Origin of the sequence: Neorhizobium sp. LMR1-1-1.1 (genome assembly GCF_040675795.1) — a bacterium.
GTDB lineage: Bacteria > Pseudomonadota > Alphaproteobacteria > Rhizobiales > Rhizobiaceae > Neorhizobium > Neorhizobium cellulosilyticum.
Genome location: NZ_JBEGHE010000019.1, coordinates 74,356 through 96,300 on the forward strand (window position 1 = coordinate 74,356; position 21,945 = coordinate 96,300).

The 21,945-nt window shown below is 57.6% G+C and carries 28 protein-coding genes and 2 pseudogenes; 21 read left to right on the forward strand and 9 right to left on the reverse strand.

Features of this window, described 5'->3' with window-relative positions; all coding sequences use genetic code 11:
- Window positions 1-231: 231 nt before the first annotated feature.
- Complete coding sequence (locus MRBLMR1_RS10955) at window positions 232-900, reverse strand: GntR family transcriptional regulator (RefSeq protein WP_148144965.1); 669 nt, start codon at window positions 898-900, stop codon at window positions 232-234.
- A 240-nt stretch (window positions 901-1,140) separates the two neighbouring features.
- Between MRBLMR1_RS10955 and MRBLMR1_RS10960 the strand changes: the two genes are divergently transcribed.
- The 8 genes from MRBLMR1_RS10960 to MRBLMR1_RS10995 are packed head-to-tail and all read left to right on the forward strand — an operon-like array spanning window position 1,141 to window position 7,354.
- Complete coding sequence (locus tag MRBLMR1_RS10960; RefSeq protein ID WP_183688265.1) at window positions 1,141-1,620, forward strand: ureidoglycolate lyase; 480 nt, start codon at window positions 1,141-1,143, stop codon at window positions 1,618-1,620.
- On the forward strand, window positions 1,620-2,534 hold the full coding sequence (locus MRBLMR1_RS10965; RefSeq protein ID WP_148144963.1) for a polysaccharide deacetylase family protein: 915 nt from the start codon (window positions 1,620-1,622) through the stop codon (window positions 2,532-2,534). The genes MRBLMR1_RS10960 and MRBLMR1_RS10965 overlap by 1 nt, the downstream gene beginning before the upstream one ends.
- A gap of 24 nt (window positions 2,535-2,558) precedes the next feature.
- Window positions 2,559-3,401, forward strand: a complete 843-nt coding sequence (locus MRBLMR1_RS10970; RefSeq protein WP_500064613.1) for a substrate-binding periplasmic protein — start codon at window positions 2,559-2,561, stop codon at window positions 3,399-3,401.
- 55 nt (window positions 3,402-3,456) lie between these two features.
- Entirely contained in the window at window positions 3,457-4,122 is a 666-nt protein-coding gene (locus MRBLMR1_RS10975; protein ID WP_148144962.1) for an amino acid ABC transporter permease, read from the forward strand.
- Window positions 4,123-4,134: 12 nt separating this feature from the next.
- Window positions 4,135-4,809 (forward strand): amino acid ABC transporter permease, encoded by a 675-nt coding sequence (locus tag MRBLMR1_RS10980; RefSeq protein WP_500064615.1) that lies wholly within the window; start codon window positions 4,135-4,137, stop codon window positions 4,807-4,809.
- 4 nt (window positions 4,810-4,813) lie between these two features.
- The gene (locus MRBLMR1_RS10985) at window positions 4,814-5,809 is read left to right on the forward strand and encodes an NAD-dependent epimerase/dehydratase family protein (RefSeq protein ID WP_500064617.1); all 996 of its coding nucleotides are present in this window, start codon (window positions 4,814-4,816) and stop codon (window positions 5,807-5,809) included.
- Window positions 5,806-6,561 (forward strand): amino acid ABC transporter ATP-binding protein, encoded by a 756-nt coding sequence (locus MRBLMR1_RS10990; RefSeq protein ID WP_500064619.1) that lies wholly within the window; start codon window positions 5,806-5,808, stop codon window positions 6,559-6,561. The genes MRBLMR1_RS10985 and MRBLMR1_RS10990 overlap by 4 nt, the downstream gene beginning before the upstream one ends.
- A gap of 10 nt (window positions 6,562-6,571) precedes the next feature.
- Complete coding sequence (locus MRBLMR1_RS10995; RefSeq protein WP_500064622.1) at window positions 6,572-7,354, forward strand: SDR family NAD(P)-dependent oxidoreductase; 783 nt, start codon at window positions 6,572-6,574, stop codon at window positions 7,352-7,354.
- Window positions 7,355-7,368: 14 nt separating this feature from the next.
- Here the strand turns inward: MRBLMR1_RS10995 and MRBLMR1_RS11000 are convergent, their stop codons facing one another.
- Window positions 7,369-8,229: a LysR substrate-binding domain-containing protein gene (locus MRBLMR1_RS11000; protein ID WP_500064624.1), complete on the reverse strand. Its 861-nt coding sequence runs from the start codon at window positions 8,227-8,229 to the stop codon at window positions 7,369-7,371.
- A 92-nt stretch (window positions 8,230-8,321) separates the two neighbouring features.
- On the opposite strand from MRBLMR1_RS11000, the gene MRBLMR1_RS11005 reads away from it, so the two are divergent.
- Entirely contained in the window at window positions 8,322-8,738 is a 417-nt protein-coding gene (locus tag MRBLMR1_RS11005; RefSeq protein ID WP_500064626.1) for a VOC family protein, read from the forward strand.
- 440 nt (window positions 8,739-9,178) lie between these two features.
- Here MRBLMR1_RS11005 and MRBLMR1_RS11010 read toward each other — a convergent pair whose 3' ends face one another.
- Together MRBLMR1_RS11010 and MRBLMR1_RS11015 are read right to left on the reverse strand one after the other, a co-directional pair.
- Window positions 9,179-9,757: a nucleotidyl transferase AbiEii/AbiGii toxin family protein gene (locus MRBLMR1_RS11010; RefSeq protein WP_500064629.1), complete on the reverse strand. Its 579-nt coding sequence runs from the start codon at window positions 9,755-9,757 to the stop codon at window positions 9,179-9,181.
- 11 nt (window positions 9,758-9,768) lie between these two features.
- Window positions 9,769-10,032: a hypothetical protein gene (locus MRBLMR1_RS11015; protein ID WP_500064668.1), complete on the reverse strand. Its 264-nt coding sequence runs from the start codon at window positions 10,030-10,032 to the stop codon at window positions 9,769-9,771.
- Between the two features lie 149 nt (window positions 10,033-10,181).
- Here MRBLMR1_RS11015 and MRBLMR1_RS11020 point away from each other — a divergent pair, with 149 nt between their 5' ends.
- Window positions 10,182-10,421, forward strand: coding sequence for an IS1096 element passenger TnpR family protein (locus tag MRBLMR1_RS11020; RefSeq protein WP_183688250.1), 240 nt, complete (start codon window positions 10,182-10,184; stop codon window positions 10,419-10,421).
- A gap of 122 nt (window positions 10,422-10,543) precedes the next feature.
- Window positions 10,544-11,575, forward strand: a complete 1,032-nt coding sequence (locus tag MRBLMR1_RS11025; protein WP_336377190.1) for an IS110 family RNA-guided transposase — start codon at window positions 10,544-10,546, stop codon at window positions 11,573-11,575.
- A gap of 460 nt (window positions 11,576-12,035) precedes the next feature.
- Here MRBLMR1_RS11025 and MRBLMR1_RS11030 read toward each other — a convergent pair whose 3' ends face one another.
- Window positions 12,036-12,854: an MFS transporter gene (locus MRBLMR1_RS11030; RefSeq protein ID WP_500064633.1), complete on the reverse strand. Its 819-nt coding sequence runs from the start codon at window positions 12,852-12,854 to the stop codon at window positions 12,036-12,038.
- A 33-nt stretch (window positions 12,855-12,887) separates the two neighbouring features.
- Between MRBLMR1_RS11030 and MRBLMR1_RS11035 the strand changes: the two genes are divergently transcribed.
- Window positions 12,888-13,145, forward strand: a complete 258-nt coding sequence (locus MRBLMR1_RS11035) for a hypothetical protein (RefSeq protein ID WP_500064635.1) — start codon at window positions 12,888-12,890, stop codon at window positions 13,143-13,145.
- A gap of 331 nt (window positions 13,146-13,476) precedes the next feature.
- On the opposite strand, the gene MRBLMR1_RS11040 is transcribed toward MRBLMR1_RS11035, so the two are convergent.
- Window positions 13,477-13,965 (reverse strand): hypothetical protein, encoded by a 489-nt coding sequence (locus MRBLMR1_RS11040; RefSeq protein ID WP_500064637.1) that lies wholly within the window; start codon window positions 13,963-13,965, stop codon window positions 13,477-13,479.
- A 315-nt stretch (window positions 13,966-14,280) separates the two neighbouring features.
- On the opposite strand from MRBLMR1_RS11040, the gene MRBLMR1_RS11045 reads away from it, so the two are divergent.
- Window positions 14,281-14,724 carry a PPC domain-containing DNA-binding protein gene (locus MRBLMR1_RS11045; protein ID WP_500064639.1) on the forward strand — a complete coding sequence of 148 codons (444 nt, stop codon included), beginning with the start codon at window positions 14,281-14,283 and terminating at the stop codon, window positions 14,722-14,724.
- 11 nt (window positions 14,725-14,735) lie between these two features.
- A pseudogene (xth, locus tag MRBLMR1_RS11050) lies at window positions 14,736-15,452 on the forward strand (exodeoxyribonuclease III); the annotation flags it as partial.
- Between the two features lie 83 nt (window positions 15,453-15,535).
- Here xth and MRBLMR1_RS11055 read toward each other — a convergent pair.
- Window positions 15,536-16,363, reverse strand: coding sequence for an alpha/beta hydrolase (locus tag MRBLMR1_RS11055; protein WP_500064641.1), 828 nt, complete (start codon window positions 16,361-16,363; stop codon window positions 15,536-15,538).
- Between the two features lie 258 nt (window positions 16,364-16,621).
- On the opposite strand from MRBLMR1_RS11055, the gene MRBLMR1_RS11060 reads away from it, so the two are divergent.
- Entirely contained in the window at window positions 16,622-16,870 is a 249-nt protein-coding gene (locus MRBLMR1_RS11060; RefSeq protein ID WP_183688525.1) for a hypothetical protein, read from the forward strand.
- Window positions 16,871-16,981: 111 nt separating this feature from the next.
- Here the strand turns inward: MRBLMR1_RS11060 and MRBLMR1_RS11065 are convergent, their stop codons facing one another.
- A complete protein-coding gene (locus MRBLMR1_RS11065; RefSeq protein WP_183688527.1) occupies window positions 16,982-17,362 on the reverse strand; it encodes a response regulator in 381 nt (126 codons plus the stop codon).
- 409 nt (window positions 17,363-17,771) lie between these two features.
- On the opposite strand from MRBLMR1_RS11065, the gene MRBLMR1_RS11070 reads away from it, so the two are divergent.
- On the forward strand, window positions 17,772-17,963 hold the full coding sequence (locus tag MRBLMR1_RS11070; RefSeq protein ID WP_183688529.1) for a CsbD family protein: 192 nt from the start codon (window positions 17,772-17,774) through the stop codon (window positions 17,961-17,963).
- Window positions 17,964-18,070: 107 nt separating this feature from the next.
- Entirely contained in the window at window positions 18,071-18,289 is a 219-nt protein-coding gene (locus MRBLMR1_RS11075; RefSeq protein WP_500064644.1) for a DUF3253 domain-containing protein, read from the forward strand.
- A 72-nt stretch (window positions 18,290-18,361) separates the two neighbouring features.
- Here the strand turns inward: MRBLMR1_RS11075 and MRBLMR1_RS11080 are convergent, their stop codons facing one another.
- Window positions 18,362-19,012, reverse strand: coding sequence for a DUF2461 family protein (locus MRBLMR1_RS11080; RefSeq protein ID WP_500064646.1), 651 nt, complete (start codon window positions 19,010-19,012; stop codon window positions 18,362-18,364).
- A gap of 365 nt (window positions 19,013-19,377) precedes the next feature.
- Here MRBLMR1_RS11080 and MRBLMR1_RS11085 point away from each other — a divergent pair.
- The 4 genes and pseudogenes from MRBLMR1_RS11085 to MRBLMR1_RS11100 all read left to right on the forward strand — a co-directional run bounded on the left by MRBLMR1_RS11085 (window position 19,378) and on the right by MRBLMR1_RS11100 (window position 21,924).
- A pseudogene (locus tag MRBLMR1_RS11085) lies at window positions 19,378-20,270 on the forward strand (SDR family oxidoreductase).
- A 289-nt stretch (window positions 20,271-20,559) separates the two neighbouring features.
- Window positions 20,560-20,817: a DUF982 domain-containing protein gene (locus tag MRBLMR1_RS11090; RefSeq protein ID WP_500064648.1), complete on the forward strand. Its 258-nt coding sequence runs from the start codon at window positions 20,560-20,562 to the stop codon at window positions 20,815-20,817.
- Between the two features lie 201 nt (window positions 20,818-21,018).
- On the forward strand, window positions 21,019-21,420 hold the full coding sequence (locus tag MRBLMR1_RS11095) for a DUF2177 family protein (RefSeq protein ID WP_148144954.1): 402 nt from the start codon (window positions 21,019-21,021) through the stop codon (window positions 21,418-21,420).
- 6 nt (window positions 21,421-21,426) lie between these two features.
- Window positions 21,427-21,924 carry a metallophosphoesterase family protein gene (locus tag MRBLMR1_RS11100; RefSeq protein ID WP_148144953.1) on the forward strand — a complete coding sequence of 166 codons (498 nt, stop codon included), beginning with the start codon at window positions 21,427-21,429 and terminating at the stop codon, window positions 21,922-21,924.
- Window positions 21,925-21,945 lie beyond the last annotated feature (21 nt).

The following is a 21,945-nucleotide window of genomic DNA, read 5'->3' on the forward strand; positions in this document are numbered from 1 at the left end:
GCCGCTATCGACGTCGGAGCCGCTCTCGAAGCCATGAGTTTTCCTGGCGCAGCTTTGCCGCCAGCATCGTCTTTAGAAGACGGTCCTCATATTATATTCAATAAAATCACTTGCGTTCAGGTTTAGAGCAATTGCGGCATCGGCCTCTGCGGCCTGGAGAAAACACTGGCGTTGAAGTGATATCACAACTCAATGCCGCGTATAAATCTGGAAGCAGTTGGGCCGACGTCGCTAAGCAAAATACCAGCGAACAAAACGGTCTTTTACCCCGTCGACATGCGCTTCCATCGCCGCGCGTGCACGAGGAGCATCGCCGGCGGCAATCGCCTCCAGAACGGCTATATGCTCGGCCGCCTGATGTTCAAAACTCTTTTCCATTCGCACGACATGGCACATGCGCGCCCGCTGACGGATGTTTTGGACATACTGTTTCAGCACCGGTCGGCCACTGGCTTCCGCGACAAACTCATGGAACTCGTCGTCGTATTTCCAGAACGGCTCCAGCTCCATTTGGGGATGGGCCACGACTTCCCGGCTCTTTAGAAGAATGGCATCAACACTTGCTGGCACATGGCGCTGTGCCGCCTGTGCGGCGGCCTCGCCTTCCAGCATTCGCCGAATGATGAGGATGTCCATCAGTTCCTCGATTGCCACTTGCTTGATCACGATCGTGCCATTGGACAGGCGTTCAACCAACCCCTCCCCCACAAGGCGATTGATCGCAGCCCGCATCGGCGTCCTCGACGCGTTCAACTGATCCGCCAGAGCGCGCTCGGTAAACACTTCGCCGGGCTTCAGTTCCTGTGCAAGGATGAGGCTGCGGACATACTGGTAGGCCTGTTCCGTTAAGTTGACGGACTTTTTGCCTGCGGTCCTGACGATTTCTGCGGCCTCGGCCATGTGATGTCTCCCAACTGGTAGCGTGTGCGGTCAAGCACTCCACAACTATCCTCGTTACTGCAGGCGCCCGCCGAACTCCAGCCGATTGACCGGCACCGCACCCTTTCGCAACAAATTATGCTGCAACGCAATGAAACTCTTTACATCGGACTTTTTCCCGATAAAAATCCCACGTGTATCCGCTTGGGATACCAAAGGTATTCAGACCTGGTAAAGCGCATCGTCAGACGGAGTTCCCTTGTGAAGTTGCATGCCCGCCCACTTTCCGCGGAAGCCTTTTCGGAGTTCGGTGAAGTGATCGCCCATCGGGGCAGTGATCGCCGCCACTACTTCCCGCTCAAAGGCCAGAAAGACCTAGGTCAAGCATTCTGGGTGACAAAGATCGCCGAAGCAATCTCGTTTCCTTTTGAAATTTCACAGATGGAGCGGCATCCCTATTCCGATCAGGCGTTCTTCCCGCTGTCATGCCAGCGCATGCTGATCGTCGTCTGCCCCACACTTGCAGATGGTGGGCCGGACCTGTCGGATCTTCGCGCCTTCGTTTCGGAACCCGGTCAGGGCATCCTTTATCGTCGCAATGTCTGGCACGCCGGCATGTCGGTCCTCGATCTTCCTGCGGAATTCGTGGTGACGATGGCGATGGAGCGCTCGGCCGCCGATACGGATATCTTTCTGCCCCTAGAAAAGCCCTTCCACGTCGATTTCAAGGAACTCGTCTGATGCAGGCAAAGCACCCGCAGCGCAACTTCGAGGGCTATGGCCCGACGCCGCCCGATCCTAAATGGCCGGGCGGCGCGAAGCTGGCACTAAATTTCGTCATCAATGTCGAGGAAGGCTCAGAGCCTTCGATCGAGGATGGTGACCCGGCCACCGAATCCGCGCTGACGGAAGGCGCTTCCGGCAGCTTTCCCGGCCGTGATCTGGCGGCGGAATCGATGTTCGAATATGGCAGTCGCGTCGGTTACTGGCGCATTGCCCGCCTGTTCGAAGAGCGCGAGATGCCGGCGACGATCATGGCGTGTGGCCTTGCACTGGAGCGCAACCCGAAAATTGCCGCCCATGTGCGCGACAGCGAACTCTTCGATATCTGTGCCCATGGCTGGCGTTGGGAACATCACCGCGCATTGACGCGCGACGAGGAGCGCGAGCGCATAGCCCGCACCGTCGCGTCGATCAAGCAGACGACGGGGCGTGCACCCGATGGCTGGTATTGCCGCTACGGACCGAGCACCAACACCCGTTTACTGCTTAGCGAAAACGGCAGTTTTCTTTATGACAGCGACGCCTACAATGATGAGCTGCCCTATTGGCTCGACGTTAACAGCAAGAGCCACCTCGTCGTCCCTTACAGCCTGACTAATAACGACGCAAAATTCATGCGCGGCGCAGTCGATAGCGGCGAGGCTTTCTTCCGTATGCTGCGCGAAAGCTTCGACATGCTGATCGCAGAAGGTACAACCGCACCGAAGATGATGTCTATCGGCCTGCACCTGCGCATTGCCGGTCATCCCGGTCGCGCCTCGGGCCTCAAGCTGTTTCTCGAATACGTTGCCCGTCACGGCGATGACGTGTGGGTCACTACCCGCTCCGATATCGCCCGCCACTGGCATCGCCACCATCAACCGCAAGCATAGTTCGACAAAAGGGGAACTTAAAAAATGAAGAAAATGCTTCTCTCTACCATCGCCGGCCTCATGGCACTGACAATGGCATCGGCCGCTACCGCCCAGGATGCGAAACCACTCGTCGTCGGTTCCGACTTCGGCGTTGCCCCGTGGATGGTGCGCGGCGCGAACGGCCCCGAAGGCTTCGGCGTCGACCTGATCAACGCCATTGGTGAAAAGATCGGCCGCCCGAAGGTCGAGATCACCGACGTCAACTTCTCGGGTCTGTTTGCGGCACTCTTCGCCAGCCGCATCGACATTACCGTCAACCCGCTCAACATCACCAAGGACCGCAGCGAGAAGATGCTCTTCGCCGAGCCGATCTTCGCAACCGGCAACGGTTTCATCGTCGCCAAGGGCAACAAGATTGCCGGCTTCGAGGATCTGAAGGGCAAGGCGATCGCCGTTAACCGCGGCACGCTGTCGGACACCTGGGCGACCGCCAACGCCGAAAAATACGGCTTTGAAGTCCAGCGTTACGATACATTCCCGGATTCCGTCCAGGCCGTTCTGACGCGCCGCGCCTTCAGCGCACTCAACGAAATCCCGACCACGGTCTATGCCGCGAGCAAGAACCCGATGATCGAAGTCGCCTTCAAGGATTTCGACGGCCGCAAGTTCGGCTATGCTTTCCGCAATGAAGACGTGGCGCTGCGCAATCAGGTGGAAGACGCGATCGAATGCCTGAAGCAGGAAGGCGTGCTCGTTGCCCTTTACGAAAAGTGGTACAACGAGAAGCCGGCTTCCGACAGCCCGCTCAGCACGGTCTATCCTGGCTATGGCGCTCCGGGCTTCACCGGCTACGACGCCACGCCGCATGAACTTGCCTGCAAATAAGTCCGGAAACCGAAGCCGCTGATCAATGATCGGCGGCCTCTTTCGGGAGCGCGCGATGCAGAAAATTATCGACAACTATCTCAATTGGGAAATCCTCAAAGAGGCGTTTCCCGAAGTGCTGGCGGGTTTCTGGGTCACGGTCCAGGCGTCGCTGGCCGTCATCGTCATCGGTCTTCTGACCGGTCTTGCACTTGCAGTGCTTCGCTGTTTGCGCAACCGTGTGATCGATGGGGTGATCACCACCTTTATCGAGATCTTCCGGACCCTGCCGCAGCTGGTCGTGCTCATATTCGTCTATTTCGGCCTGCCCTATCTCGGCATCACGCTGTCTCCCTTCCTGGCAACAGTCTTCGGCCTTTCCGCCGTGCTGTCAGCCTTCGCTGCGGAAATATTCTGGGCGTCGATCGTTGCCGTACCGAAAGGACAGTGGGAGGCCGCGACAGCGCTCGCCTTCAAGCCCTGGCGCACACTTGCTTTCATCATCCTGCCGCAGGCCGTCCGGCTTGCGCTGCCGCTCGTGACCAACCGGTCGATAGCGATTACCAAGGGCACCGCACTCGGCGTCGCCGTCTCGATGCAGGAAACCCTCGGCAGCGCCCAGAGCATCATGTCGATCAAGGCCAATCCCTCGCCGCTGACGCTCGCCGCCTTTTTCTATCTTCTGTTCTTCATCCCGCTGGTGGCCTTCAGCCGCTATGTGGAACGTCGATTTTCGCATTGAGGAGAAACGGACATGGAACTTCTTCTACTCAATTTTGCCAATATCGACTCCCTGAAACTCGTCTATCCGCTGCTGCTGCAGGGCCTGCAGCTTACATTTCTGTTGGCGATCGTCGCTCTGCCCCTGTCGCTGCTCTCCGGCCTGACCGTCGCCGTCACCTACAGTTTCGCCGGTGCGCGGGTTCGCAAGCTGATGGTTATCTTAATCGACCTGCTGCGCGCTTTCCCGGTCCTCGTGCTTCTGGTGCTGATCTATTATAGCCTGCCGTTTTTCGGCCTAACGCTCGGCAGCTTCACCGCCGTGGTCGTCGCGCTTGTCATCAACAACACCGGCTATTTCAGCGAAATCTTTCGCGCCGGCCTGGAGTCGATCCCAAAGGGTCAGCATGAAGCGGCGGCGGCGCTGGGCTTTCATAAGTTCCGCGGCATGATCTACATCATCCTGCCGCAGGCGGTCCGCAAAGTCGTAGCGCCCCTCGCCAGCAACTCGCTCGAACTGGTCAAGACAACGTCGATCGCTTCGCTTGTCGCCCTTCCGGAACTGCTGCGTTCAGCACGCGTTGCCCAGGAACAGACCTACAATCCGACGCCGTTGACCGCAGCCGCCGTCATCTTCTTCATCATGCTCTGGCCCTTCTCCCATTGGGTATCGCGCTTGGAGCGCAAAGCCATCATCGGAAAGGCGTGACCGCGTGCGCATTCTGATTACAGGCGGCACCGGCTTTGTCGGTCTTGCAGCGGCTGAAGCACTTCTCAAGGCCGGCCATGACGTGACGCTCTTCGCCACGGCCGGAATGCCGGATGCCTTCGTGCACGCGGAAGAACTTGCCGGCGTAGCCGTCATACTGGGCGATATCTGCTGCGAAGCGGATGTCGGAGCGGCGATTGCAAAGTCAAGGCCGCAGGCGGTCCTGCATCTGGCCGCCATGACGCCCAACCTGGAAGCCGAGCGGGAAATGGCGGCGCGGATCATAACCGTCAATGTCGGCGGCACCGCGACGCTCCTGAAGATGCTGCGTCACGCACCGGAGCTGACCCGTATCGTCGCGACGAGCAGCGTTGCCGTCTATGGTCATGTTGATGTCGAGGACGGCCCGATAGCCGAGGGCAGCTTTTCCCCCAATCCGGCAAGCCTATACGGCATCACCAAGGTCGCAGCGGAAGACACGGCGCTGCGCCTTGCATCGCTTTACGGCTTCGACCTGAGGATCGCGCGCATAGGCCCGCTTTTCGGCCCGTGGGAATATCACACCGGCGTTCGTCCGCTGCTGAGCCCGCATGCGCAGATCCTGTCGCAATGGCGCAAGGGTTCTGTCGCGACGCTGGCTCGCCCGCTGGCTGGCGACTGGCTCTACAGCCGCGACGCAGCGGCCGGTCTCGCCGGACTTCTCACCGGCAGTGGCTTGAAGCACACCACCTACAATATCGGTGCAGGTGCGTGCGAAACGGTCCTCGATTGGGCAAACGCCTTCTCGACGCTCGTCTGCGGGAATGGCGCGGCACTTGCTGCCGCGCACGAAGCGGCCAGCGTCACCGTGACGATGGCTCAGGATCGCGCGCCGCTCTCTATCGAGCGGCTCTCGTCCGACACCGGTTATCACATCCATTATCGCGGCGAGACCGCCGCCATCGACCATGCCGAATGGCTTACCCGTTTTGACCCGCTTCCGAAGAGGATCAGCGCATGAATACCGTCAACCTCGGCCGCACCGTGATCGAGATGCGCGCCGTCACCAAATCCTATTCGAACTTCAAGGCGCTGGACGGCATCGATCTCGATGTCGCGCGCGGCGAACGTATCGTCATCTGCGGTCCGTCCGGTTCCGGAAAGTCGACGCTCATCCGCTGCCTCAACGGGCTTGAGACCTTTGACACCGGCTCGATCACCGTCGATGGGATTTCGATCGGCGCAAGCGCCCGCAATCTGGACAAAGTGCGCCAAGAAGTCGGCATGGTGTTCCAGCACTTCAACCTCTTCCCGCATCTGACGGTCCTGCAGAACCTGATGATCGCGCCGATGAAGAACCGCGGCAAGACGCGCTCCGAGGCGGAAGCGCTTGCTCGCCATTACCTGGAGCGCGTTCGCATCGCCGATCATGCACACAAGATGCCGTCCCAGATTTCCGGCGGCCAGCAGCAGCGCGTCGCCATCGCCCGAGCGCTCTGCATGGAGCCGCAGATCATGCTGTTCGACGAGCCGACCTCGGCGCTTGACCCGGAAATGATCAAGGAAGTGCTTGACGTGATGGTGGAGCTTGCTCGCGAAGGCATGACCATGGTTTGCGTCACACACGAAATGGGCTTTGCCCGATCGGTCGCCGGCCAGGTCATCTTCATGGATCGCGGTACGATCGTCGAGCGCAACACGCCGGAACAATTTTTCTCCTCTCCGCAGCACGAGCGGACGAAGACCTTCCTGCAGCAGGTCATCAGGCACTAGGATCATGACAATGAGATTGACTGGGAGATTGACCGGCAAAACCGCGATCGTCACGGGCGCATCCTCGGGCATCGGGCGTGCGATATCACTCCTGTTTGCACAGGAAGGCGCAACTGTCATCGCAGCCGATGTAACGACCGACGTCGTCGAAGGCGGCACACCGGTGCTGGAAGAGCTGAACAAAGTCACCGACAAGGCGATCTTCGTCAAAACGGACATTTCCAAGGGCTCGGACGTCCAATTTCTGTTCGACGATGTCGCCGGTCGTTATGGCCGCGTCGATATCCTCGTCAACAATGCCGTCATTCGCGGCGGCTCCTCGCTCGTCGATACCGACGAGGCGGAGTGGGAACGCGTCACCGATGTGAACCTCAAGGGCGCCTATCTCTGCCTTCGCGCCGCCGTACGCCAGATGGTGACCCAGGAGATCATCGGCGAGGCGCGGGGCCGTATCGTCAACATCACCTCGCAGCACGGCATGATCGCCGCACCCGGCGATTTCGCCTACGGTGTCAGCAAGGCGGGCATGGTCTACATGACCAAGCAGGTGGCCTCCGACTACGGCCATGAAAGCATCATCTGCAATGCAGTCGCACCCGGCAAGATCCTCACCGGCAAGGGTGGCCGCGCCGTCGATCCCGATATGCTAGCCTATTCCGAAAGCCGCACGCCGCTGCCCCGCCTCGGCAAGCCGATCGACGTCGCCCGCGCCGCACTGTTTCTCGCCAGCGATGAGGCGACCTATCTGACCGGCCACAATCTCATGGTCGACGGCGGCTGGATGGCGCGCTGACCAAACTGGTCAATCTATCGTTTCGACCAGCGTCCTGTGAAAAAATCAAGCGCTTTCGGCCGCCGCGGCTGCGACGACCGAAGCAGGACGATCTCGCGGTCGTAGCGCCCATCGTCATCGACTTCGGTGACGAAAAGCCCCTGCGGCTGGAAGCCGGCCCATGCCGGCACCAGGGAGTTGCCGATACCGTTTGCTACAAGAATGGCGATTGCCTCCAGTCCGTCGAGGTCGCAGAAGATGTCCGGCTGAAGATTGCGTTCTTCGATGAACAGAGCCGCCATCCGGCCTCCCCATGAACCGGGATCGTAACGGAGATAGGGCTCGCCCATGAGTGTCATTCCTATTGCGTTCGGATCGACGGCATGTTTGGACAGAAGCATGAGGCGTTCCCGGCGCAACGCATGTATGCGCAACGACTTCGGGATCGCGAATGGCGGCTTCACCAAAATCGCGGCGTCAAGTTCACTGGACAGCACCGCTTCGTAAAGCATGTCCGACGTACCGGGACTGATCTTTAGCCGCAGATCCGGTGCCGTGCCCGCAAACTTTTTGAGCACCGCCGGCATCATTCCCGTCAGGGCCGTCGAGATCGCGCCGATGGCAAGTTCGCCACTTAATTCACCACCCGCCGCTTCGGCGATAAGCACCTTCGCTTCGGCGATCAGATGGCGCATTCGCGGCATCAGCGCCAGACAGGTCTCGGTCGGCCTTGCCGAATGAGCACCGCGGGCAAGCAACGCACTGCCGAGTAACGTTTCAAGCGTCTGCACCCTTTGGCTGACCGCAGCCGGTGTCAGGTTCTGGCGTCGCGCAGCCGCAGCGATCGAACCGGTTTCGATCACGGCAAGCAGGCTCTCGATAAACCGAATATCCAAAACATTTCCTTACGCTCGGAGAGAGAAAAAGGCATTAAATGTTTTTCTGAAAGCAGGCTTGAGCTTGGCCGTTAATCTTGAAGGGACACCCTATGCGCTCGCTTTTTCACCTCGCCTATCACGTCAAGAATCTCGATGACTGTCGCCGCTTCTACGGCGACGTGCTGGGCTGCACCGAAGGCCGCAGCACCGAGACCTGGGTCGACTTCGACTTCTACGGCCACCAGATATCGCTTCATCTCGGCAAGCCGTTCGAAACGACGCGCACCGGCAAGGTTGGCGACCACATGGTGATGATGCCCCATCTCGGCGTCATCCTGCCACTCGACGAGTGGTGGTTCACACTTGCCGAACGCCTCCAGAGTGGCGGAATCGCTTTCGAGATTCCGCCGGTCGTTCGCTTCGAAGGCGAGCCCGGTGAACAGCGCACCATGTTCTTCTTCGAACCAAGCGAAAACCCCATCGAGGTCAAAGGCTTCAAGGATTTTGGCAGCGTTTTCGCGCAGTAATGCAACTTTTGCATCGCATCGACGAGATCCGAGTGCTACGTTAGGATCTCGTCGCAGCAACCTTAATTCCCAAGTGTACAAGGTACTGTGCTCTTGAAAGGACTCGAACCGCCGACCACGTGCCTTGGATTTGCTAAGTATCTGAAAAACGACTTACTTACACGCGCAGACGCCTGCCATGATCACCGAGCCTCGCAGAAATGACCTCTGCTCTCGCTGACGCTGCCCTTAAGTGGCTTTGTTGGCTAACCCGAGATGATCCGCACCGAGAGGATAATCAACCGGACTGCGGTAGCTGAGATCGCCAGGTTGCTGAGAAATCAGCGCTGGGACTGAGACGAAGGTGCGGCGGATTCCGCTGGCTTGTACTCGCACACCGCTTTCAAAAGCGAGATCGTCGTCGCTTGTGCAGTTTTCGAAATATCCGCATATCCTTCTTTTTACTGAAGCTTCCCCATAACCGCGCTGGCGAGACCTGCATCCATTCTCTCGGCGACTGCCAATGCATCGGCGGCCTTGTTCTTGAATGGCAAGAGAGCTTCGACAACGTATTCATCGCCACGTACCTTGGCAATGCACGCGATGTCGAACATGTCGCGTGGTTGAAGAGAGGCTCCTCGATAGTGAACCTTCTTCGCTATGATTTCGCCCGGCGTCTCAAGGTCAACTTCGACCCCTCGCACTGTGACACGGGATGTGGGATAGTCGGTCAGGCTTGGAGCGCAAATGTAGTCGATTTCACCAATGCCCGCGAATACGATCTTGAGCGCGTGCGTCCCGTCCGAAACATATTCATCTGGGTTCACCTGCAGGGTATAGCCCTGCGTTGTCGGATTCAGATATGGGAGGACCTGCGGATCATCTATGAAAATGTCGATATCGAAGCTTTCACGATGGCTGATCTGGAGCATGAGAGCGGTGCCGCCGCCAAAAGTCCAGCTATCGAGGAGGGTAAAAGAAGAGTTCGCCTGATTGATAATCGACACCGACTGGTCGAACAGGCTTTCCCATTGGCTCATCAAGACGACCCTCAGGCGGCTAGAGCGAGCGGGTATCCGGCTAGCTGCGAGAACTTCTGGGCAATCGCGGATGCGGCTCCGTGGCCGATTTCCATCTCATCAAGAAACTGGTGCTGGAGGTCGGCTTTCACTTCGGAATAGAATGAGAATGCGGAAGCATCGAAATTCTCTACGCTCGCGAAATCGGAGATCTTCGAGGCGAGTTGCTCAGCCGAAAGGTTCGTCCCGTAGGGGGCGTTCACCGTCGACAGGACCTTAAACGCAACGCTAGACATCGTCATCACCACGAGTTTCCAATAAACTATCTAATACATACCCTTCAAAAGCGCAAGGAACACCGCAGGCGCCGGCTTTCAACTGCAATTAGACAAATAGGAAATGATATCGCGACGAGCAAGTGCTAGCCGTTACGTAAGTTGGTGGTGTGTCTGGATATGAGCAGTTCCTGGAGATCATCGCCGACCGGGACGTTCCAGAACATGCAGAAATCAGTTACTGGTGCGGTGGGTACTTTGATCCGGAATGGTTCGACCCTTTGATCGCGGACACGGATGTCCGCAATCCTCTGCGTACGAACGTCAAACGGCGCTTATATCAATCGAAACTGACGCGGTTAAAAAATAGATGGCAAGGGCGCGTGGCGAGCGCCTTGAACATGGGGTAATCGCGGGTCGGTTTCCCCAAAGGCATTGCCTCAGCAATATCTGACATGGGTGGTTGCCCCCGGTAAGATGGAAATACGGGCTCACGATTGGAACCGGGCCCAGCATCAAATGGGAGGCAACCATGGACCAATATATCGGGCTTGATGTTTCGCTGAAAGATACTGCGGTTTCGATCCGAGAGAATAGGAAGCGTATCTGGCGGGGGAAATGCCCTTCTGATCCGAAAGTTATATCGCAAATCATCCGCAAGCATGCTCCGCACGCAAAGCTAGTCGTCTTCGAGACAGGTCCACTGTCGACATGGTTCTATCATGCGCTGAACGCCGAAAGAATTCCCGCGATCTGCATTGAAGCACGGCATGCGCAAAAGGTTCTGAATGAAACCCTCAACAAGACTGATGCCAATGATGCGGATGGCTTAGCGCAGTTGGCAGAAGCCGGATTTTACAAAGTCGTGCGAGTAAAGACCTTCGACAACATGGTGACACGCACACTGGTGGCAGCGCGTAGCCAGCTCGTAAGCATTTCCAAGCAGCTCAGCAACCAAATACGTGGCCTCCTAAAAACGTTTGGTCTCATCGTACCCAAAGGGAAAGGCGGGGCATTTGATGCTAATGTGAGAGCGCTACTGGATGGAAATAGCGGCCTAGCAGGTGTGATATTGCCCCTGCTCGAGGCATGGCGCGACATACGTAAGCGCGCATCTAATCTTGATCACCAATTGCTCGTAGCTTCCAGACAGAGCCGGGCTACGAAGCTCCTGATGACGATTCCAGGCGTTGGTGCTGTCACGGCCGTCTCGTACATTGCCGCGATCGAAGATCCCGAAAACTTCCCCACCTCGCGCTCAGTCGGCGCTTGGCTAGGGCTGACGACGCGGCGCTATCAGTCTGGCGAAATAGATTATGATGGCCATATCTCGCGACGCGGTGACAGTCGGCTGCGGGGATTACTCTACGAGGCAGCTACCGTTCTCTTGACGAGAACCACTGCCAGGACCGAATGCAGTCTAAAGACCTGGGGGCTGAAGCTGCGTGAGCGGCTGGGCTTCAAACGTGCCGCGGTTGCTGTTGCGCGAAAACTTGCCGTCATAATGCATAGCATGCTCAAGGCCGGGCAAGCGTTCAATCCATTGGGCGGCGCAGCAGCTTAACCGAAGCGCCGGCCTACCTGCCTCAGCACCTCAATCAAACTGAGATGCTGGGCGTCCCTGCTGTGGACGTGGGTTGGGTCATTCCGTTGATTCCGTCGCAGCTCATTGAGACTGCGTCTTGAACATAGGAAGACCTGCCCTGCGAAAACCCATCATGCGGCGACTACATGTCGACCGCGGAGACAACAGTGCTCCCAGCACCGGACGAATTTGCAGGAATGAAAGATGTCGAAAGAAAATCTACAGAAGGTGCCGCGCTAGCAACACGGCAACGAAGTACCTCGTTTAAAATCCGCTTGACCCGATGCAGGCGATTAGACAACAACGGAATCGAACCGCTGACCCGTTGTTACTGCGCGCCAATGGGAGACATGGCTCCGCATTTCGGTCGCGGTCGTGTTTCGGCGTGTTTCGGCCCCATCGCTGCAACGATAGGACCGATCCATGTCTTCGTGAAGCGTCAGTGTCCCCCCACCTTTGCGTTGGAGGTGCGTGCACCCGAAGTAAATCCGCGCGCCCGTCCGGACCAGGCGATCAGAAGGGCGATGACGAGCAGGAAGGTTAGTGCCCAGGGAAACGCCGTGGGTCCATACGCATCCAAAAGAATACCGCCCATGATTCCGCCACCTGCGATGGCGCCATTCCAGGCGACGACGTTCATCGACAATGCAACGTCTGCACCATTACCCGCGGTGTCTGCCAGTGCGGTTTGCAAGAGCGTTGCAGCGCCGCCAAATGTCAGGCCCCAAATGGCAACGCCACCATAAATGACCCAAGGTGACAGAGAAACAATCGCGAAAAGCAGGGATACCAGCCCGAAGGCGGCTAGACTGGCCAGCACGGTTGCTCGCAGGTGACGGTCGACCAGCTTTCCCGCCATCCAGATGCCGATGAGCGCCGCCAATCCAAATACCAGGAGAACAAGGTCGACCCGATCCCGCATCCCGGCCGACTGAACGAAGGGTGCGATGTAAGTGTAGAGAATGTTGTGAGCGAGCATCCATGCGACGACAACGGAAAGAACCGGTCGAACGCCGGGGGTTGAAAATACCCGAAACAGGGGCAGTCGATCGCCCTTCTTCTGGCCTGGATAGTCCGGCACTTTCATCACGACCCAGCCGATCAGAAGCAACGTCAATATCGACATGATCCAAAAGGCGGTTCGCCAGCCGACCTGCGTACCAAGCCATGTCCCCAGCGGCACGCCGAGCGACAGCGCGATCGGCGTGCCTACCATAGCGATCGCCATCGCCTTCCCCTGTTGATGTGAAGGGACCATGCGTCGCGCATATCCCTTGCTCAGACGTGGACGATGAGCAACCCGAAGCTCAAGCAAGACGAACGACAGGCACTCGTCGCGAAGCTCATGAATCCTCGCAGAACGGTTAAAGCCGCAAAACACGATGAAGCGGCGAAAGCAGCTGCCCGTGGCCAAGTCGATGCCGCGAAAACAGCTTTAGGCGAGCGCGGCCCGGTGTGGTGGACGGATGGGGCACCCGACTACAATCGCAAACTCGCAAAGAACACGCCTTTCCGAGAGTGGTTCGAGGCATTGATGGTTACTCGTTAGGGATTCGAACCACCTGAGGGATTGGCTTGCGCGGCCAGGTTCTTCGGCTCACCTTATGCCGGCGCCGAAATGGACGATGTTGTGCGAGGGTTGGTCGCTGGCCCAATGATATAACTTCCCAAAATGGCCGCGATCGCAACAATCACGGCGATCGCATAGCCGCGCCCAAGACTGACAATCGCCCGGAGAATAGCGAACGTGGCCGTCCGGCAGAATTCGAAACGATGCTCCGTATCGGATAGACTTGGGCAAACCTGCGGGACTGCGGTCCACAACGTCCGTCACACCGGGGTCATTGATCAATTCGGCCCGAGTGATAACTCTCGATGCCCTACTTTTGATTGTCTCTCAGGCGATCCTCTCCGGCGCGTTCAGGCGAAGATAGTCCCAGTTCGGTCAAAAGGCTGCGTAACACGCCGGTTCGCTTAACCTGATTTGTTTCGACAGCACCGCGGTCTTCGGCGTCCGCCAGCATCGCAACTAAGGCCTCATGCTGAGGGCCTTTTGGGCCGGTATTGAGGAAAGCATTCACGGGCGTGACAGTCTCATGCCCGCCGGATGGCAGATTTCCACGGTGGAGCACCATCATCGAGCCCTGACGGTCCGCCCCGACCGACCAGGTATCGCCGTTCGAACTACGCGAGAACTCCCTGACGTCGGTGAAGTCATTCACATCGGACAACGATCGTTGGGTTTCCGCACCACAGTAATCAGCGCGATGCAGATTAGCGTCAGCATTTTGGGCAAGTGTTTCGCGGTTTGCATCAGCGTCTTCGCCAGTTCTCGCGGCGTCACTAGTCGGGTCGAGCTCTTGAGCCATGTCGTAATATCCTATCGCTTGGGTTGCGTTTGTCCGAAACGTCAAAGGCTAACCGTCCATAGGCGAGAACGGTTCCAACACGGTGCTATCGTTGCTCGACAGCTCCCGACGCGGCCTTTCGTGTCCGGCACGACATCTTTGATCTTACAAGCCAGGTAAAAGATCCTTCCCGCAGCGAACGGCTCAAAAGATACGGCTGTCAACGACGCAACTCTCTGGACGGATAGCAGTTACTCTGAAGGCATCGTCCGTGACGCTCGCCGATACGATCTGGATCAGTCGCGGCATATTACGAAGCAGATTGAGGAACAAGACATGAAGAGAAAGGAATTGGGCAACACAAACTTCTCGAGCGAGCGGACCTGGGTGCTGGTCCTCGACGAGGGCGAGGAAGCGTTCGACGCCATCACCCGCTTCGCGACTGAGCAGAAGATCATCGGCGCGTCCTTGACTGCGATCGGTGCATTCCAAAAGGCCACCTTGGGTTTCTTCGACTTTGCAACGAAGAAATACAAGGCAATCCCTGTGGACGGTCAGACGGAGGTCCTGAGTGCCATCGGAGATGTCGCCGTCGGAGACGACGGGAAGGCCAGTCTCCACATGCATGCGGTGCTCGGTTTCGAGGATGGCTCGACGAAAGGCGGCCATTTCATCAACGGCATCGTCCATCCCACACTGGAAATCATCATCCGCGAAAGTGCTGTCGGCTTCCGCCGTAAAAAGCGTCCTGATCTCGGTATAGCCCTGATCGATCTGTGACAGCAGCTCTGATGAGGATCGCGACCTATAACGTCAACGGTATCCGCAGCCGGTTGGATATCCTCCTGAGATGGCTGAAGGAGGACAAGCCCGACGTCGTCTGCATCCAGGAGCTCAAGACGATCGACTTTCCTTTGAAAGAGATCGAGCGCGACGGATATGGTGCCGTCTGGCAGGGCCAGAAGTCATGGAACGGGGTCGCGATCCTTGCTCGAGGACAGGAGCCGCTGATCACACGCAAAGGACTTCCGGGCGATCCGGACGACAGCCACTCCCGTTACATCGAGGCCGCGGTCGATGGCATCTTGATTGGATGCCTGTATCTGCCAAACGGAAACCCTGCACCGGGGCCGAAGTTTGATTACAAGCTCGCTTGGTTTCGCCGGCTTCAGAGATATGCGGCCGAACTACTGAAGCTTGAAATTCCTGTCGTCCTGGCGGGCGACTACAACGTGATGCCGACGGATCTCGACGTCTACAAGCCTGAGCGGTGGGAAGACGACGCTCTGTTCCGGCCGGAGGTAAAGAAGGCCTATGCGAAACTCGTTAAACAGGGTTGGATGGATGCCGCCCGGCACCTGCACCCGGACGAGCGCATCTATACCTTCTGGAAGTATTGGCGGAACTCGTTCGAACGCGATGCCGGCCTCAGGATCGACCACATCCTTCTATCGCCAGCGGCCGCTCCGTGGTTGAAAACAGCCTCTGTCCGGAGAAAGCCGAGAAGCTGAGACCATACGAGCGACCATGCACCGGTGATGATCAACCTCGATGTGCCGAGGACCGGAAGGGCCGGATAAACCATAGGTCGTTAACAAAGGCACGCCATGGGGTCGCCGCGAGAGCCGCGCCATGCGAGTGTCAATTCACCAATCGCTCCCGCAGAAAGGATACGGCCTGCTTCGCTTCTTCCGAAGAGATTGTGTGGCCGACCCCAGGGAAGAGCTTGTAGATCACGTCGTATCCCAGCCGCTTGTAGCTGCGCCTGCGCGGTGACTGACGCTATCGACGGAATTCTCCTATCTGCATCACCGTGCATCAACAGAATTGCGGTATCTTTCGAAATCGATGTCGGCGAAAATGGGAGCAAGCCCGCGAAGCTCACGAGCGCGCCGATCTTCCACCTCCCCGTGGCAACAGCATCGAGCGCCACAATGGCACCCTGTGAGACACCCACGAAAGCGACGTCCTTCAGATCGTTCTCGAAACCCTCACGTTTGACGATGCCGGAAATTAGATCGTCGAACGCGCGGCGGGCGGCCTCGATCCGATCAGGGCGCATGACTTGATCGTCGACGACAAACCACTCGCGCCCTCTGGAATTGCTGGCGAACGGCGCATCAGGAGAGACGAACTCGGTGTCCGGCAGAACCGGCGCCCAGGATTTTCCGATCGCCTCCATGACCGAACCATGGCTCCTGATGCCGTGAAAAAAGATGACGAGGCGCCGAGCCCGTTCCGCGCGATCCGGGCTGGCTGCCACCGCAGCCGAGCCTGCCTGGCTCTGCGCAACCACTATGTCCTCTCCTGATTTGAAAGCAGGTGACGTCGCCTCGGCCCGACTGGCGACCATTACAAGGACAAAGCATGCCAGCAGGAAAAGGACTGACGACAAGTTGGAAAAGGGCGACGTGATCATGGCATGTCCCGGTTGTTACCGCGAAACAGGTCCGGTCTCGAGTTCGTTCCACTGAGTCGACAGGGTCGCTCTGACAAATGCGTTATCAGCCGATATATGCCACCTGCCCGACCGTGCCCCGTGCTCCACGCAACCCTGCCACGCATATACTGATCTTCTAATGTTAGGAATTTCTCTTATCTGAGTGCTATTCGCCCGCGCAACCGGATACCTGCGGAGCCATACTCTAAAAAACGGAGAACGACTTTGCTGCCAGGAATGACAGAAGAAGAAGGCGTGCGTCTGTTTGAACGCATCGGCGCAACTGCCATCGCCAATCAGGCGATCCTCAAGTGTACAGTTGCCGGGTTCCCACTCACCGTGGACAACGTGATCTTGTTCGTCGGCGACTTTGTCGATCCTGCGCGGGGTTCGTGCGCGAACTTTGTCGAGATGATTGGTCTCGCCATCGAAGAGGTTATCGATTGCCGTGGCTTGGCTGCTCACTCGACGGACAAAGGACTATAATCGCAAAAATGCTAGGGGCACCGCCTGGCTGGTAATGCCGGGAATTCGGTATCACCATCGAAGAACAATAGAACCGATAAACGAGACCTGACGGCTGAGATGCGACGCCGATCAGCTTGCGAGCCGCCGCTCTTCATCTGATGTCATATCAGCCACGATTGTGGCGATAGCGTCCAAGCTATACGGCTTGGCGACGAAGACGGCGTCGCCCGGCAACTCGTCTGCCTTTGGGCGGTGTCTCCCTGATGCGATGATGACTGGAACATCCATGCGAGTATCGGAAATCATCCGAGCGAGATCGAAGCCGCTGAGGCCACCCGGCATGTCGACGTCGGTGACGACCGCGTCAATCTTCCGCTGGCCCAGGATCGCGACGGCTTCGAGAACGTTTCCGGCTTCGATCACATCATGACCTTCATCCAGTAGGGTGTCGGCCAGCAACATCCGGATAAGGATCTCGTCTTCGACGATGAGAACTGTACGCTGATACATGGCAGTCTCCGCTCCCTGGTCACGAGATCAACTCGCTTGCCCAGGTTTCGATCGCCCCTCGGCGAAGAATATTTGACAACATATTTAATAAAATCCGAATGAATTCGGCTGAGGCCGGAAAAGCGATGTGGCCACCGACACAGCTAATGAGCAATCGTCGCGAGCAAATAGTTTCCGATTTTAGGGTGATGCCCGTCGCAAGCGTCGGGGCCGGTCACTGCCAGACCCGACTTCCTTCGACATTGGGTAGTATGGCCAGAACCGATCGCCAGAGCGAAGGTTCCGTCGAGGTGACACAAGAGGATCTACCGGCGAGGTTACTAATTGACCCGACGCCACGATGGAACGGAACTGTGTCTTGCGCAGTTTGATCCTTGAACCCTCACGGTTCCCGAAAAGGAGTACGATCATGGGCAGCATGTCCGATAAGGTAGCAGGCAAAACCAACGAACTCGCAGGCAAGGCGCGTCAGGCCGCCGGTGATGCGACCGACAATCGCGAGATGAAGGCCAAGGGTGCAGCGCAGGAAGCCAAGGGCGATGCGCAGCAATTCAAAGGCAAAGCAAAAGACGCCGCTAAAGACGTTGTAGACCGCGCGTAAGCGTGCGTGCCCACAAATCAGCCCGCTGGCCGGCGGGCTTTTTTTGTGCTTTTGATCCGAGCCGCCGCCAATGATCGATCAAACTGACTCGACAATTTTAGCTATCGTTGCAAATCGACCTGCTGGCACACTGTCCGAGCGAAGTAGCGCGCAGGCTTGCGAAAAATCACAACGTCCCGCTCGAATGGCGTAAATTCATGCCAACCGTCCATGAAGCGGTAGATGAATTGCTGGCACGCGGCGAAGTAACTCTCTCATGGAAATCCATTGTCATGAAGGAGCGAGCGGGTCCTTACCGAATAAGCGCTCGCGATCAGAAGAATTGATGGGTGATGTGGCGAACAGATAGCCAATGATCAAAGCTTCAGATCGATAAGCATGCGTATAGAAGCGGTTGGTTAGCCAGCCTCCGGAAGGCGCGTCGTCGCCCGATTGATATAGTCGACCAAGGCACGGGCGGCTGCAAAGGATTTTACGGTTTCCGCTAGGAGACTGGGAGACATCAACATCTCGTCTGGGATGTTGCGACATGCGCCAAAGTTCTTGAGATTAAAGAAATCAAGCGCATCATGGTTTTTCACGTAACCCTTGCCACCGGCGTCATGCCCGCCCGTCAGACCATTCGGAAAGTATTTTTGAAAGAGCGGACCTTCAACGATCGCTCGCCATTTGCCGGTATGGCTCGCGATCGTCTGCCGCAAAATGCGCGCAAGACGTGGGGGCGGAAGCAATGCTCCCCCTCCGCTATAGGAACGCGAGGGCGAAATCTGCATAAAGTAAGTTGCAGCAGCATTTCTCGATAGTGACACGCGCAAAGCGATCGATCCCACGCCCTTCGCAATCGGCACTCTCGCCAAACATTTTCGTGGTTCGGGGTTAGCTTCGGCGATACGAGGATCTATCGATCCGGCGCTCGCAATCAGTTCCGATGTGAACTCCATCAAGTTGCGCCGCGCGTACTCAATGCACGCTTTGTTGTCGGTCAGCCAATCAGCATCATGATCGCTGGAAGCTTGCGATAGAAAGTTTATCGTCGACTGATCGATCATTCGTCGTTCCGTTGCCTAGCCGGCCGCATTACGCCTCGACAGAGAGATCGTTGGAACATAAAATGAACAGAAATATGTCCGCTTCTAGCGGTCAAGAGCCCGGAATTTGCAAGAATGCAGATTTATGTCCTCTCGGGGCCGACGCGTCGGTGCCAACAGGTCCTTAGTTCCAAATCCGGCGACGGCAGAGTCTGGGAGCCGGTGGGAGCCGTCGCAGTCGCTGCGACCTAACCCTATAAGCCCGGGCGCGGATGGGCCACGGCGGGCCAGAGAAATGGAACGAGCATCCCTGTCGCTCGTTGGGCAACCTGAACCGTTTCCACCGCGCACGGCGAAATTGGGAAACGGCAGCAGAAGGAGCCCATATGACCGATCGCCTAACCATGCAGGATCCCCGCAACCAGTACCCAAAGCCCCCCTTCCCGGAACAGCCCCAGCCGGTTCCCGGCATCGCAGGCGAGATGGATCCAAAAGCGGACCATGGCGAGACGAGTTACGAAGGTCCGGAAAGCTCGCTGGCAGGAAGGCGCTGATCACCGGCGGCGACAGCGGGATCGGCAGAGCAGCGGCAATCGCGTATGCCCGCGAAGGTGCCGATGTCGCGATCTCATATCTCGAGAGCGAGGAGGCCGACGCTCAAGAGGTCATCGAATCTATCAAGGCCGAGGGACGACAGGCGGTGGCATTGCCAGGCGATATCAAGGATGAGAACTGGTGCAGGAAACTGGTAGAAGAAGCCGTATCCGCGCTGGGTGGCCTGCACATCCTCGTCATCAACGCCGGACGTCAGCAGTTCCGCGAAGACGTGTCCAAGGTCACGTCCGAGGATTTTGACAAAACCCTTAAGACAAACCTTTACGCGTTGCATTGGACGATACAGACTGCAGTCCCGCATCTGCCCGCCGGCGCCTCCGTGATCACCACGGCCTCCGTGCAGGCCTACGATCCGTTGGCCATCCTTCTCGATTACGCGACAACGAAGGCTGGGATCGTCGCTTATACGAAGGCGCTCGCGGCGCAACTGATCGAAAAGGGCATCCGTGCGAACGTCGTCGCCCCCGGCCCGTTCTGGACCGTGCTTCAATCTTCCGGTGGCCAGCCACAAGAGAAGGTCACGACGTTCGGCGAACAGAGCAAGTTCGGACGGCCAGGCCAGCCTGTCGAGATCGCTCCGATCTATGTTCTGCTTGCCAGCCAGGAAGCTAGCTACATCACTGGCGAAGTTTACGGCGTTACCGGTGGAGCTGGGATCGCCTGACGATATAGCGGAGGCGGCAGATGGCCTTCTCCCTTTCCGCCTGGTAAGTTGGCAGCATCGCTTTAATCTTTTTGGCGGCCCTGGTTCAAAGAATCAGGCGACCTTCTTTCCGCGCTGCTCAAACCGCTTGCTTGCTTGTTAAAGCGACCGCTGAGCATCCAAGTAGTCATGCCATGCGGTCGTGGCATAATTGCTCGCTTTTATATCATTTGCCTAATATTCGCGCGGTGACGGGAACTTACCCGGTATTGCGACGTTTGTTGCGGCGAATCTATAGGGAGTTCAACACATGTCTGGTCCAAACGCACGATGGAATGAACCTGTCGAGCTCACCTCCCCGTCGGGCTCGCTGAAGGTCAGCGGTCCTTTCGAGGCACTCGCGCACATGACGGAGAACTGGCCGGCTCAGCAAGGGCTTGATTTCGTCCGCGCCCGCAGTGCTTGCCGCGGCGCGATTGCGGGTCACAGGACTGTCGATGAGGCGCGTATCGCCTTCGAAGCGGCGGCCAGCGAGGCCCGCAAGCAGTTCGACTTCCGCCGACATTAGCCGGCAAGAGAGCATTGGGCCGTATGGCCCAATACTTTACCGTATACTTCAATTGGCCCGGACCAGGTCGAGCGCATCTAGAGTGTTCCAAGCTACTGGGGCTCATCAAAGGACTCCTCGACGTTGATCCGCTCTATCGGAACAAGTTCCAACACTTCGATGTTCCTGATCTAAAGAGATCCAGCTTAGGACGCCCGCTCCATGAAGATTTTCGGCATAGCCTACGCCGGCACGCTCATCTCATTCCTGCTTATCGATGCCATCTGGCTCGGGCTTGTCGCCAAAAACTTCTACCGAAATCAGCTCGGCGACATGATGCTTCCATCTCCGAATTTTGCAGTCGCCGCGGTCTTTTATCTCTTCTTTGCCGCGGCGATTGTCATGCTCGCTGTCAGACCTGCCTTGGATTCCGGTTCGATCTGGACGGCAGTCGGCTACGGCGCGGTTTTAGGTCTCGCCGCCTACGGCACCTATGATATGACGAACTTGTCGACGCTCAAAGGGTGGCCCATCACACTGACCCTTGTCGATCTTGCTTGGGGCACGGTCTTAACGGCTGCGGCAAGCGCCTGCGGATATGCAGCGGCTCGAGCCTTCGGCTAGACCTTTATGATCTACTTCACTGGCGACACGCATTTCGGAGACCCGCGCGTCCTGCGCATCGACCGACGCCCGTTCTCCAGCATGGCCGAGCACGACGCGGCACTTATCTCTGACTGGAACGATATCGTGGGAGAGGATGACGATATTTGGCATCTTGGAGATTTCATGTCGGTCAGGGCCGGCCCCTGCGCCGATCTCCTCGCCAAATTGAACGGGCGCAAACATCTAATCATTGGCAACAACGATCCGGAGGAGACGACCGGCTCATATGGCTGGGCAAGTGTCCAGCACTACGCAGAACTCCTTGAGGCCGGACACCATCTCATCCTATGTCACTACGCCTTCCGGACCTGGAACCAAATGGGCAAAGGATCGATAAATCTCCACGGCCACTCGCACGGAAGATTGAAACCAATCCCAAGGCAATTCGACGTTGGCGTCGATGCGCAAGGGCTGCGCCCGGTATCGCTGGAGCAGGTGCTGTTATCGCGCCGGAAATCATAGCGTCACGAATAAACCAAGCCG